Source organism: Paraburkholderia kirstenboschensis, assembly GCF_032806925.1.
Classification (GTDB): domain Bacteria; phylum Pseudomonadota; class Gammaproteobacteria; order Burkholderiales; family Burkholderiaceae; genus Paraburkholderia; species Paraburkholderia kirstenboschensis.
Genome location: NZ_CP136513.1, coordinates 1002052 through 1015326 on the forward strand (window position 1 = coordinate 1002052; position 13275 = coordinate 1015326).

General features: G+C 63.3%; 10 protein-coding genes, 1 other RNA gene and 1 pseudogene. 4 read left to right on the plus strand and 8 right to left on the minus strand.

All coding sequences use genetic code 11. The annotated features are described in order from the left end of the window. Positions 1-96 precede the first annotated feature (96 nt). Complete coding sequence (locus RW095_RS27275) at positions 97-717, minus strand: ComEA family DNA-binding protein (protein WP_394365196.1); 621 nt, start codon at positions 715-717, stop codon at positions 97-99. A 298-nt stretch (positions 718-1015) separates the two neighbouring features. Between RW095_RS27275 and RW095_RS27280 the strand changes: the two genes are divergently transcribed. Both RW095_RS27280 and RW095_RS27285 read left to right on the plus strand, forming a co-directional pair. Beyond that, the gene (locus tag RW095_RS27280) at positions 1016-1516 is read left to right on the plus strand and encodes a MerR family transcriptional regulator (RefSeq protein ID WP_317021921.1); all 501 of its coding nucleotides are present in this window, start codon (positions 1016-1018) and stop codon (positions 1514-1516) included. Beyond that, the gene (locus RW095_RS27285; RefSeq protein ID WP_317021922.1) at positions 1468-1905 is read left to right on the plus strand and encodes a carboxymuconolactone decarboxylase family protein; all 438 of its coding nucleotides are present in this window, start codon (positions 1468-1470) and stop codon (positions 1903-1905) included. Before RW095_RS27280 ends, RW095_RS27285 begins: the two co-directional genes overlap by 49 nt. Before the next feature lie 228 nt (positions 1906-2133). Here RW095_RS27285 and RW095_RS27290 read toward each other — a convergent pair whose 3' ends face one another. The 7 genes and pseudogenes from RW095_RS27290 to trxA form a co-directional block, all read right to left on the minus strand. Beyond that, positions 2134-3513, minus strand: coding sequence for an MATE family efflux transporter (locus RW095_RS27290; RefSeq protein WP_317021923.1), 1380 nt, complete (start codon positions 3511-3513; stop codon positions 2134-2136). 2 nt (positions 3514-3515) lie between these two features. After that, positions 3516-5273, minus strand: a complete 1758-nt coding sequence (locus tag RW095_RS27295; protein WP_317021924.1) for an ArnT family glycosyltransferase — start codon at positions 5271-5273, stop codon at positions 3516-3518. A gap of 329 nt (positions 5274-5602) precedes the next feature. Continuing rightward, the gene (locus tag RW095_RS27300) at positions 5603-5869 is read right to left on the minus strand and encodes a type B 50S ribosomal protein L31 (protein WP_102634036.1); all 267 of its coding nucleotides are present in this window, start codon (positions 5867-5869) and stop codon (positions 5603-5605) included. A 168-nt stretch (positions 5870-6037) separates the two neighbouring features. Then, positions 6038-6874 carry a M90 family metallopeptidase gene (locus RW095_RS27305; RefSeq protein WP_317021925.1) on the minus strand — a complete coding sequence of 279 codons (837 nt, stop codon included), beginning with the start codon at positions 6872-6874 and terminating at the stop codon, positions 6038-6040. A gap of 15 nt (positions 6875-6889) precedes the next feature. After that, positions 6890-7639: pseudogene (locus RW095_RS27310) on the minus strand (MFS transporter); the annotation flags it as partial. 96 nt (positions 7640-7735) lie between these two features. Then, positions 7736-9004, minus strand: a complete 1269-nt coding sequence (gene rho / locus RW095_RS27315) for a transcription termination factor Rho (RefSeq protein ID WP_006048863.1) — start codon at positions 9002-9004, stop codon at positions 7736-7738. Between the two features lie 236 nt (positions 9005-9240). Further along, on the minus strand, positions 9241-9567 hold the full coding sequence (gene trxA, locus RW095_RS27320; protein ID WP_006048864.1) for a thioredoxin TrxA: 327 nt from the start codon (positions 9565-9567) through the stop codon (positions 9241-9243). A gap of 427 nt (positions 9568-9994) precedes the next feature. Here trxA and ffs point away from each other — a divergent pair. Beyond that, positions 9995-10093, plus strand: an RNA gene (gene ffs / locus RW095_RS27325) — signal recognition particle sRNA small type. Positions 10094-10394: 301 nt separating this feature from the next. Next, positions 10395-13196 carry a DNA polymerase III subunit gamma/tau gene (gene dnaX / locus RW095_RS27330; protein WP_317021926.1) on the plus strand — a complete coding sequence of 934 codons (2802 nt, stop codon included), beginning with the start codon at positions 10395-10397 and terminating at the stop codon, positions 13194-13196. Positions 13197-13275 lie beyond the last annotated feature (79 nt).

Below are 13275 nucleotides of genomic sequence, written 5' to 3' on the forward strand. Positions count from 1 at the left end.
CCACGCGGATCGCGTGGATTGCATCGGAACTTCGCTGCTGGCGCTCTACCTTGCTGATTTGGTCAGTCTCTGATCCGATTTCTGCGCGCAGGTTCGCTATGCGCCGCCCGAAGCCGCGGCCGCCGACGCGGCCTTGCTCTTCTTCGCTTTCTTCTTCGAGGCCTTCGCGCCAGACGCGTCCGCAGGCGCGCTGGCTGCCGCGGCAGGTGCTGCCGGTGCGGTGGCAGCGGCCGCCGGCGCGGATGCCGCTGTCGCGTCCGAGGCTGCGGCCTTGGCCTTTTTCTTCGACGACTTCGAAGCTTTCGTGCCTGAAGCGTCGGCAGGCGCGGCCGGGATTGCAGTTGTGGTTGCCGTGGTGGTTGCTGTGGTGTTGGCCGGGGTGTTGGCCGCAGGCGCGGTCTTCGTGGCCGTGGACTTCGCCGCGGGCTTCGCGCCCGTTGGCGGCGTAGACGAGCCGTTGATGGTCAAGCCCGCTGCTTCCAGATTTACGACCGACTTGCTGCCAATGCCTTTGACGCGCGTGGCCAGATCGTCGGCGTCCTTGAACGGCCCGTTCTTCGTGCGTTCTTCGATGATCGCCTTCGCATGCGCGGGCCCAATGCCCTTGACCGATTCGAGTGCGGCCTGATCGGCGGAATTCACTTCGACTGCGGCCGCGAATCCCGCCGACAGCGACAACGCCAGGGCAACGCACAGCATCACAAGCTTTTTCAGCATGGCAAGCACTCCATTGAGGGCAAAAGTTAGCCGGGAACGGACGACGCAAAGTGTCACCAGGCGCTGCGCTTAAGCATAGGACAAACGCGCGCTCTTATTGGCGACCGCCGACGATTTATACCGACCGATCAATGGCAAGTAAATCGCCATGAACAATCCTTAAACCTTTTGCCCGGTAATAAGGCGGTTGTGAGCCGGATTGCTCGCATCGCATCGTCTGAGCCGCGAGGTCGCGTGAGAATGACAGCGCGGCGCACTTGACTTAGAGTGCACTCGAAGTCCTAACCTGAGTCCTGTCATGTCGAAAACGTCGAACGCACTCACCATCGGGCAAGTCGCCGACACCATCGGCGTCTCCCCGCATACGCTGCGCTATTACGAGCAGGCCGGGCTGATTCCCGCGATTGGCCGCACGCGGGCGGGGCATCGCCTGTATTCGCCGGCCGACCTCGACTGGCTGCGATTTTTGATGCGCCTCAAAGCCACCGGCATGCCGATCGCGGGCATGCAGGCCTTCGCGGCGCTGCGTGCCGAGGGTCAGCAGACGATCGGTGCGCGCCGCGACCTGCTGGTGGCGCATCGCGATGCGGTTCTGGCGCGGGTCGCCGACTTGCAGGCCAACCTTGGCGCGATCGTCGACAAGATCGCGCATTACGAAGGCGAAGAGGCCGGCCAGATGTCCGCGGCGGACAGCCAGTCACGACGGATCGACGAGACGTCATCGTTCTCACACTCGGAAAAGGACTCACCATGGACTACGCGCAAAACGACCGCTACACGCAAGGCTGGAACAAACTGAGGGAAATCGATGGTTCTGCCGGCGAGCAGGTGATCGCCGCGCTTGCACCGATTGCGCCGGACTTCGCGCGTCTGCTGATCGAATTCGGTTTCGGCGATATCTACAGCCGTCCGCAACTCGATCTGCGCGCGCGGGAGATTGCCACCATCGCTTCGCTCGCGACGCTCGGCTGCGCGCAACCGCAGCTCAAGGTGCATATCGAAGCGGCGCTGAACGTCGGCTGCACCCGCGAGGAAATCGTCGAGGTGTTCATGCAGTTGGCGTTGTATGCAGGGTTCCCGGCGGCATTGAACGCGCTGTTCGCCGCGCGCGAGGTTTTTGAGCGCCACGATCAGGCGTTGCAAGAGGCGCGACCGGAACGGGCGGAGGACGTGACGCATGCGGGTTGAGCATGCGGAACGGGCCGAGGAACCGACGCACGCCGCTAAAGCACGCGGTTCGCGCAGACACGAGCCACTCGCGTTGGCTGCGCGCGCGGTTTTAAGGGCAAGCGGTGATGCCAAGCGGTGGTGTTAAGCGGTGGTGCCAAGCGGTGGTGCCAAGCGGTGGCGTCTAACTTGTGTATCCAACCGATGGCATCCAACCGGCGCCATTGCGCAATGCCGCCAACGTAGCCCTCAATCAGCCGCTTCCGGTCGCATTGCCGCGCCCGCGCGCACATGCCGCTTGCTGACCACGCGCCAGTAAAGCAGCAAGCCGATGCCCGCAATCGCAAGACTCGCCGTATTCGCGACCCAGAAGCCGCGCGCCCCCGTCAGCCAGGGCGGGATCGCGCCGGTCACATTGAAGCCGAGTAGATATCCGCCGCCGAGACCCACGCCCCAGAGCGCGACAGCGTAGATCACGGTCGGCACGACGGCAACCTTGTAGGCGCGCAACACGAACGCGGTGGTGATCTGCAACGCGTCGAACAGGTGATAGCAGACGACGATCAGCACGAGCGGCATCGCCGCCGCCACGACTTGCGCGTTCGGCGTATAGCCTTCGATCACGTATGGTCGCAGCACGAGCAGCACTGCGCCGTAACAGCAGGCGAGGGCGACCGCCATCATGATTCCGTGGCGCGACAACGTGCGCGCGGCCTCGGGGCGGTGTGCGCCGAGCGCCTGAGCGACCAGCGTCGACGAAGCGATGCCGATCGACAGCGGCGTCATATACAACACCGCGCCGATGTTGCCGGCGATCTGGTGCCCGGCGAGCGTCGTCGTGCCGAAGCGCGCGATGAAGAGCGCCATGAAGGTGTACGACGTGACTTCGATCAGATACGACAGTCCCATCGGAATGCCTAGCCGCAGCTGCGCGGCCTGGCGCCGCCAGACGGGCCAGCAGAAGCGCTTGAAGATCGCGAAGGGCGTGAAGACGTCGACACGGGTGAGCAGCAACATGCCGAGGAGCGCGAGCCCCCAGTTGATCAAGGTGCTGGCAAGCGCGCAGCCGGGGCCGCCGAGTGCCGGCACGCCGAGGCCGCCGAAAATGAACCACGTATTGAGCGGCACCTTTAGCAACAGCGCCCCGATCTGCAGAATCATCACGAGTCGCGGCTTGCCCACTGCATTGCTGATCGAGCCGTAGACGCGAAACACGAGGCCGGCAGGCAGGCCAAATGCGAGTATTCGCAGATACGACACCGTGCGCTCGTGCAGCGCATCGGGCACCCGCGCGAGATGCAGCAGATGGCCGGGGAAGAACAGGATCAGAAAGCCGATGACCGTGAGCGCCAGCGCGAGCCACAGCGATTGCCGGACTTCCTCGCCAATCTCCTGGTAGCGGCGCGCGCCGTACAGTTGCGCGGTGATAGGTTGCAGCGCGGTGAGAATGCCGGTCAAGCCGATGTAGACGGAGATGTAAATCGACGAGCCGAGGCCCAGCGCGGCGAGATCGACAGCCGAGTAGCGGCCGACCATGGCCGTGTCGATCACGCCGAAAGCGATGATGGCCAGTTGACCGATCAGCACGGGCCACGCGAGCCCGGCGATTTTCCGTACGTCGGCGAGCATGTTCAGCCAGGCTTCTTATGCCAGTTGCGCCGTTTGACGACCGGCGGCTTCGGACGGTCGATGCGCACATACAAACGGAAGCGTTCGTCGCGGTCAGCCACGCGGCGGCCTTCCCAGACCAGTTTCCACATGAAGTCGGACATCGCGCTCGGCTCGCCGAAGTCCTGCGTGTCCTGGCGCAGAATGACGTCGCAATCCTGATTGAACGAGAAGTGCATGTCGCCGAAATACGCGAAGGTCGCAATTTGCGCATTGCCGAGGCGCACCGGCGATATGCAGGTGTAGTCGTCAGGCAAGTGACTCGCGATCTGTTCGGCGACGTCCTTGTAAGTCCGGCTGTAGTTGACGACCGGCAGCCACAAGGTCATCAGCAGCACCCACATGAGCGTCGTGCCGGCGCTCGAGAGCACGACGCTGCGCCACAGCACCTTCGGATGGCGCGCGAGACGCCATTGCACGAGCACGAACCAGCAAATGGTCACAGCGACCGCGCAAACGAACGAAAGTATTTTGAACTGCGGCGCGAAGCCCGGTGCGAGACGCGCGAGATTGCGCGCGAGCGGATGCGGGAAGCCGGTCAGCCCGGCCACGTACACGAGCCAGACGAAGCTGCCGAGGATCGTGAAACTGAGCAATGCGAACCAGTCGATTGCGTTGATGGCACCGCGTTTGAGCGTGGGCAGCGCGAAGGTGGCCAGCACCGCGAGCGCGGGCAGCAGCAACATATAAAGCCGGTTCGACTGATGGCTCTGCAAGATGACGAGCACCAGCAGCGGCCCGATCACCGAAAGCGGAATGGCGACGTGCGGCGCGCGGCGCAGACCCGACCAGCTGAACCACGCCCATAGCGCGAGCGGCCATGCGGGCCAGGTAAAGAGCGGCAGGTTTTTCAGCGCGTAAGCCGCGACCGAGCCGGGCGGGCCGGCAAACGAACTCAGGCTGACGTGTACCCACTGGTTCAGATACCAGACGGCGTCGACGGGAAAAGCCGAGAGCGCGGCGATCGGCCACGCGACCGAGAGCGCCAGCGCGATCGGCAGACCCGCAAGCAGCAGCCAGCGCGAGCGCGTCTCGCGGACGATCAGCGTCATGGCGAGCGTGCCCAGCAGAAGCGCGCCGACCAGCACGGGGCTGCTCGCGAGTGTGACGAAGCCCATTGCCAGGCCCCAGATCGACGCGCCCTGAATCGGCTTGTCGATCATTCGCACGAGACCGTATACGAGCATCGCGATACACACGAACTGCACCAACTGCGGCGTGGTTTCGTGGCCGCGCTCGGCAAGGCCGAAGCAGGCGAGCAGGATCAGCAGGGCGCCGTCGGCGAGCGTGCGACCGTAGTCGCGAGGTTCCGGCTCGCCGCCGAACGCGTACTTGAACGGCTGGACTTCGGCGCGTCGGCCGAGCAGGTAGGCGGCATACCAGACGAACGCGCAGCCCACGCAAAATAGCAAGCCGGTAACGACACGGGAGGCATTGCTCGCGTCGACCCACGGCGCGAATACGCGGATGGCACTGGCGCCGAGCCAGTAGCCAAGCGGGCCGTCTTCAGTCAGGTACTTGCCGACCAGATTCGGCAGGAGCCAGTCGTGCGCGCTGCCGTTCGCCATGGTCCACATCACGCCGAAGCCGGCTGCGTCCTCGTTCTTCCACGGATCGCGGCCGAAAAGGCCGAACGACGCGTAGACGATACAGATGGTCAACAGCAGCCAGCGCGGGAGCGCACTGGTCGCGGAAGCAGTGAGGCGAACGACAGGTCTCATGCGGTTTGGGATATTTAATAAGCGAAGCCGCCACTGGACTGCGGGTCCGGCTGACACGGCCTTATTGGAGCATCCGGCATTGTAGTCGGGAGCCACTATGCGCGTCACGGCCGGTAATGGCCTGCAACGGCGTTGAGCATGCCGCTACACCGAGCCGTCGGTCCGACGTGTGCGGCGGCTCGAACTCTCGCCGCGGTGGCGCCGGCTTTCAAGTTGCGTGCAGGCGACAAAAAAGGGCAGCTCGCGCTGCCCTTCTTTTTGCTGCTTCGCTGCCGGACGAAAGTAGCCGAATCGGCCTGATTCTGCCCAGCAAGCCAAAGCGGCGGGTATTACTTCGCTGCTGCCTTGCCGGTAGCGCGCGAACCGAACTTCTTGTTGAACTTTTCGACGCGGCCTGCCGTGTCCATGATCTTTTGCTGGCCGGTGTAGAACGGATGCGATTCCGACGAAACTTCGATCTTGGCGAGCGGGTAGGTCTTGCCGTTGAATTCGGCGGTTTCACGCGTCTGGATGGTCGAGCGCGTCACAAACTTGAAGTCGTTCGACATGTCGATGAACAGGACTTCGCGGTAATTCGGGTGAATGCCTTCTTTCATGATCTTTCCTTTAATCTGGCGGTAGCCAACCCGCGTGCGGCCGCTCATGCGCGGACTGCATCTAGGCGCGAGCCACTTGCCTATGGTCGAAAAACGGCGATTATGCCAGAAAATCAGTCGCTTGACGAATTCTGTCAGGTTTTTGCCGGCGTTTTGCCCGCATTTCGCTTATTGCGGGGGCGCGAACGTCAGGCCGACTCGCGCCGGGTCCTGACGATAATATCGGGCGAGAAGCCGATATAGCTCCGGATACTCCGCTTCGAATGCTTGTGGCTTGACGAAAAGCGCCTCGCTGCACACCGCGAAAAATTCCGACGGATGATCCGCGGCGTATGGATCGATCAGCGATTCGCGCTCGAAGCGCGTCCAGCGGCGCTGCGGCACGGCGTCGACGCGGGCGCAGAACTGATCGTAGGCGGCGTCGAACACGTCCGCCCAGGCTTGCGAGTCGAGTGGCGCGTGCCAGCGGCGCACGAGCGGCGGATGGCCGTCCGCCTCGCCGTTGAGCATGTCGATCTTGTGCGCGAATTCGTGGATCACCACGTTGTACGCGTCCGCGCCGTCCGTCATCTGCGCGTCTTCCCACGACAGCACGACGGGCCCGCCTTCCCACGCTTCGCCGCTCGCGTCGTGCTCGACCTCGTGAACGACGCCGTCTTCGTCCTCGACGGTCTTGCGGATCACGAATTCGCCCGGATACACGATTACGCCGACCCATCCGCGATACAGATCCAGGCTCAGATTCAGCACTGGCAAGCACGCCTGTGCCGCGATGGCGACAGTCATCGCATCGGTCAACTCCAGTTCGTGCGCGGTCGAGAACTCCTTTTGCGCGATGAAAAGGCTGCTCATCTCGCGCAGGCGCGCGAGATCCGGTGCATCCAGGCGCGCGAGAAACGGCAGGCCATCGAGCGTGGCCTGCCACAGGGCATCGCCGATTGCGTAGTTGCGCAGCGCACGCTCGCGCCGGCGGGCGCCGAGCCATTGAGTGAGTTTCGAAAGCATGGGCCGATGAAACCGTTAGTCGATCTGTTTTTGCCACGCGGCGAAAATCCCGCCGCAAATCGCGATGCCGATCAGGAAGTAGAAGCCGTCGAGCGAGGTCAGAAAACTGGCCTGCCTCGCCACCGCCTGGCTGATCTCCACGACCGCAAGCGAATGCGCGTCCGAAGACGAGTGTCCGGCGGCGGATAACGCGCGCGTGAGCGCGGCAAGCGAGTCCTGAAACAATGGATTGTACGGATTCACGCACTCCGCGAGTCGCGCCTGACGCAACGCCTGCCGATGCTGCTCAACGATGATCACCGAAGCTGTGGCGAAGGAGATCGTCAGTTGCCGCACGATGTTCTTCAACTGGTAACCGTGCGTGAATTCCTCTATCGCGAAGATTCTGAAGGTCAGATTCGCCACCGGCAGCACGATGAACAGGAACAGCAGGCCGCGCAACAGGAGCGGTCCCACCAGCGCCGCTTCCCCGACGGACGGCGACATGCGGGTCATCCACGCGGCCGTGAGCGCGGCGATCGCGAAACCCGGCACAATGATCCGCTTCTTGCGCGTCAGAAGTTTTGCGAAGCGCAGGTAGATGAAGAGCGCGCTCGCGGAAATCAGCGACGTGACGCCGACGAGTTGCCCGGTGTTCTCGATCGGGTAGCCGAGACCGCTCTCGAGGAAACGCGAAATCAGATAGCTGAACGCGGTCGACAGATAGTAATAGAACATGTACAGCACGAGACCGACCTGGAACACCTTCTTGCGCAACGCGTGTACAAGCTGCCACCTTCACACTGTTGCAGATCCGCTGGGCGAAAAAAAACCGCTCGTCGGTGACGAGCGGTTTTTTCACGCGGCTTGGAGGCGCAGCTTTTAGCTGCCGCCGCCACGGCGCATCATGTCGAAGAACTCGGAGTTGCTCTTCGTCTGGCGAATTTTGTCGAGCAGGAATTCCATCGACTCGACTTCGTCCATGTCGTGAATGAACTTGCGCAAGACCCAGATTTTTTGCAGCACTTCGGGCTTGATCAGCAGTTCTTCGCGACGCGTGCCGGACTTGTTCAGATTGATCGACGGGTACACGCGCTTTTCTGCAAGACGGCGCTCCAGGTGCACTTCCATGTTGCCGGTGCCCTTGAACTCTTCGTAAATCACGTCGTCCATGCGGCTGCCGGTTTCGATCAGCGCCGTGCCGATGATGGTGAGCGAGCCGCCTTCCTCGATATTGCGCGCCGCGCCGAAGAAGCGCTTCGGGCGTTGCAATGCGTTGGCATCCACACCGCCCGTCAGCACCTTGCCCGAAGCCGGCACGACCGTGTTGTACGCGCGCGCAAGACGCGTGATCGAGTCGAGCAGAATGACCACGTCGTTCTTCATTTCGACGAGGCGCTTGGCTTTTTCGATCACCATTTCGGCGACCTGCACGTGACGCGCGGCGGGTTCGTCGAACGTGGAGGCGATCACTTCGCCGGCCACCGAACGCTGCATTTCCGTCACTTCTTCCGGACGCTCGTCGATTAGCAGCACGAACAGTACGACGTCAGGATGGTTCTGCTTGATGGCGTGCGCGATGTGCTGAAGCATCACGGTCTTGCCGGACTTCGGCGACGCAACCAGCAAGCCGCGCTGGCCTTTGCCGATGGGCGCGATCATGTCGATGATGCGGCCGGTGACGTTTTCCTCACCGCGCATTTCACGTTCGAGCAGCAGCACCTTATTCGGGTGCAGCGGCGTCAGGTTTTCGAACATGATCTTGTGCTTCGAGGCTTCCGGCGGCTGGCCGTTGACCTTGTCGACCTTTACCAGCGCGAAATAGCGCTCGCCGTCTTTCGGCGTACGCACTTCACCTTCGATCGTGTCGCCCGTATGCAGGTTGAAGCGGCGGATTTGCGACGGGCTGATGTAAATGTCATCCGTGCTGGCGAGATAGGAGGTTTCCGGCGAACGCAGGAAGCCGAAGCCGTCCGGCAGCACTTCAAGCGTGCCGTCGCCGAAGATCGTGTCGCCCGTTTTGGCTCGTTTTTTTAGAATGGCGAACATCAATTCCTGCTTGCGCAGGCGGTTCGCACTTTCGATCTCGAGGCCATTGGCCATCTCGATCAATTCGGACACGTGCAGAGTCTTAAGCTCGGATAAATGCATACGGAGAACCCGCAGGAGAAGGTGCGACGAAATGGAATCTGGGAGGAGAAGTGAGCGGAACCGCTCAAGGACTTACACGTCTTTTCGACGTTTTGCGGATTCTAGCATAGCACACGCCAGTTTTCGCCAGTGGGGCGCTACCGCATGTTTCTTGTGGGAAACGTTGTCGTCCCACAACAGGGCGGACGAGGCGCGCGCTGGTCCGGTGGACCTCGCGGCGCGCCCGCGTGACCGTTTTACAGGTTGCCGTCGAGGAACGCGGTGAGTTGCGACTTCGACAATGCGCCGACCTTCTGTGCGGCAACGGCGCCGTTCTTGAACAGGATCAGCGTGGGGATGCCGCGCACGCCGAACTTGACCGGCGTCGACTGATGTTCGTCGACATTGATCTTCGCGATTTGCAGGCGATCGGCGTAATCCTTTGCGACTTCGTCGAGGATCGGCGCGATCATCTTGCACGGACCGCACCATTCAGCCCAGAAGTCGAGCAGCACGGGTTTATCGGATTTCACGACGTCCTGTTCGAACGATGCGTCGCTAATATGCTTGATTTGTTCGCTCATTGTATGAATACCTCTATCGGTTCGAGGCCCGCGTGAATTGCTCGCCACGATACGTCAAAACCTAGGGAAACTTCCGTTCGCTTAACCGCACTCCGAACCTCACCGCCTGCGCGCGAAAAGTCGAGGACGATCCGGCATGGGCGGAAGGCTCGCGCTTGCGGGTCATCCGTACGGCAGTTTAGCTTAATTCGCTATGCGTTGCCGGGGGCGATAGTACCCATCAGGGGCAGTGGGGCCGACGGCTGCCGATGAAGTGCCACCGTGTTTCATCACTACGACGTAGCCTATGTGGAGGTGCGGCGAGCAAACTCAAGTGTGCGGCGCGAGCCGTGCGGCCACGCGCGAACGGCGGCGATTTGGCTCGCGCTTTGCACTTTGGCCGTATTAACAGTCGCGCGAAGAGCCAGGCGGTGATAGAATGTTTCGTGACGGGCCTCCTCGCATGGAGGGATGGTCAACCTGGTCAGGTCGGGAACGAAGCAGCCACAGCCGTTTTCCACCAGTGCCGAGGGTCAGGCTCGTCACCTTCCTCTTTCTGTTCGTTCTGTTTTCTTCCCCTTGCGCTTATTCGGATCGCGTCTGTTTCAGATGCCGGTCGCGTATGTGCTGTTCTTCGCACCGCGTGTGCTCATGCGCTCCAAGCCTTCTGCTGCACGGCCCTGTACGTTGCGCATAGGATCTGCGACGACGCTCGGCGCTGTCGCCGATATTTTTTTCTATCGTGCCATTAGCCGCTTTCAATCGCGCAGTTCAATTGGGCAGCCAGGCGCGTTTGCGTCGGGTCGCGAATCGGTTTTGCGCGGCATTGTTACTGATACAATTTCCCGATGACCTATCAAGTTCTCGCACGCAAATGGCGGCCGAAAGATTTCGCGTCGCTCGTCGGACAGGAGCACGTGGTGCGCGCGCTCACGCACGCGCTCGACGGCGGCCGTCTGCATCACGCGTATCTGTTTACCGGCACGCGTGGCGTCGGCAAGACGACGCTGTCGCGCATCTTCGCCAAAGCGCTGAACTGCGAAACCGGTGTGACGTCCACGCCGTGCGGCGTCTGCCGGGCCTGCCGTGAAATCGACGAAGGGCGCTTTGTCGATTACGTCGAGATGGACGCGGCGAGTAATCGCGGCGTAGACGAAATGGCCGCGCTGCTGGAGCGCGCGGTGTACGCGCCGGTGGATGCGCGCTTCAAGGTCTACATGATCGACGAAGTGCACATGCTCACGAACCACGCCTTCAACGCAATGCTGAAGACTCTGGAAGAGCCGCCGTCGCACGTCAAGTTCATTCTCGCCACCACCGATCCGCAGAAAATTCCGGTCACGGTGCTGTCGCGCTGTCTGCAATTCAATCTGAAGCAGATGCCGGCCGGCCACATCGTCTCGCATCTCGAACACATCCTGGGCGAAGAGAATGTGCCGTACGAGGCGCAGGCGTTGCGCCTGCTCGCGCGCGCCGCCGACGGTTCGATGCGCGACGCGCTCTCGCTGACCGACCAGGCAATTGCCTATTCGGCGAATCAGGTGAATGAAGAGGCCGTGCGAGGCATGCTTGGCGCGCTCGATCAGAGCTACCTGATCCGACTGCTCGACGCGCTCGCCGAAGGCGACGGCGCCGCCGTGCTGTCGGTTGCCGACGAAATGGCGCTGCGCAGCCTGTCGTTTTCGACGGCATTGCAGGATCTCGCGAGCCTGCTGCATCGCATCGCGTGGGCGCAGTTCGCACCGTCGTCGGTGCTGGACGAGTGGCCGGAGGCGGGCGACCTGCGCCGCTTTGCGGATACGCTCAGCGCCGAACAGGTGCAGTTGTTCTATCAGATCGCGACGATCGGCCGGAGCGAACTGGGTCTCGCGCCCGACGAATACGCCGGTTTCAGCATGACACTGCTGCGCATGCTGGCCTTCGAGCCCGCTCCAACGGGCGGCGGGGGTGGAGCAGCCGGACCTGGCCGGCAAGCCGGTCAGGCAGGCGCGAGCGGAGCGAAGCGGGCGGGGACGCCCGCGGTAGCGGCGGCGCAAGGAGCGGCGGGTTTGTCGGCGGCAGTTGCTGCGTCGCCCACACGGGCGGCGGGCTCGCGCGGCGCTGTTTCCCAGGCGGAGCCGGTTCGGGAACCAGCAGGCGTTGCCGGTGCTGCCGGGAGCGCGCCTGCAAGCGTCAGTCGGAGGCAGGAGGTCGCGGCAAGCACACAAGCTGTATCCGCCTCCGGCGATGCCGCTCAAAAGACGGCCCAAAATCCGGCGCCGCCAAAATCGGACCCGGCGTTCAAAACAGAGTCGGCGCCGATCCAGGACGAAGCCACTACCGCCCAGACGCCTGCGCGCGTCAATGTGCCCGCGCCCGCCGCGGGAGCGCCCGCCGCGGGAACGTCCGCCGCTTCGGATGGTACGCCAGCGCGTGCGTTGGCTCCGTGGGACGAGGAGCCCGAAGTGGCTGTCGGCAACCAGGCCCAGGCGTCGGACACGAGCGCTGCCGAAGCAGCGTCCGCTTCAGTGACCGCCGACCCAGCGCCTTCTCAAACCCCGCCGACGCTCGCAGCAGCGGATACGCCTGCTGCGCTTGTATCGGAATTGACGTCCGCGGAGACAGCGTCTCCGGAAAGCACGCCGCCCGCCCCGCTCAGCGCACCGGCAGCCGCCGCGTTCGCGCGCGCGAGCGAAGCCGCGTCCGCGACCGATTCGAATGAAGCGGCCGAGCCCGCGCCTGCGATGTTGCCCGACGCACCGCCGCGCCGCGCTGGCGGCGCGAGCGCCGCACTCGACGTTCTGCGCAGCGCCGGCCTGAAGGTGTCGTCCGACCGTGGCCGCGCGAACGCCGCCTCGCCCGCGAAGCCTGCGGCGCCTTCAATTCCGAAGCCGGCTGCGCCGCGCGTGGTGGTTCCGGTGCCGACGCCCGGCGCGCCGCGCGGCGCGGCACAGCAGGAGTCCGCATCGGGCGCTCGCGCGGCAGCACCCGCAGCGACGCCAGCTCAATCTGCGGCGCGTAAAGAGCCGCAGTCAAACGGCTCGCCGGTTCCTCCGTGGGACGACATGCCGCCAGACGACTACGTGCCGCTTTCGGCATCGGATGACGGCTATTACGGACCGCCCGACGACAACTACATGCCCGTGTTCGACAGCGGCCCTGACGACGTCCGCGTGAACGCGCCGACGTCTGCGCCCGCGCCGGTCGTCGATCAGCGTCCGCTGCCGCCCCCCGTGCCGCTCGATCCGCTCGGGTTCAAAGGCGACTGGCCCGCGCTCGCCGTCGACCTGCCGCTCAAGGGCATCTCGTATCAGCTGGCGTTCAACAGCGAACTGATGGCGCTCGAAGGCAATACGCTGAAACTGAACGTGCCCGTGCCGCAATACGCGGAAGCCTCGCAGGTCGCGAAACTGAAAAGCGCGCTCGCCGACAAGCTCGGCCAGCATGTCGACGTGCAGGTCGAAGTCGGCCCGGCGCGCCGCACGGCAGCCTCTCACGACGCCGCCATGCGGGCACAACGTCAGCAGGAGGCGGAGCGCGAAATTGGCGCCGATCCGTTCGTGCAGTCGCTGATCCGCGAGTTCGGCGCGAGCATCGTGCCGGGCTCGATCCGCCCGATTAGTTCGATTGATCCGGACGCCGGCCCGAACGGCGCGTCCTCCGTTCACTGATTCGCCGCGCCATCACGCCGGAAACGCACTGAGGCGCGCGCGATTTTTCGAATTTCACGCTATCAAGAAGGAGCATTTC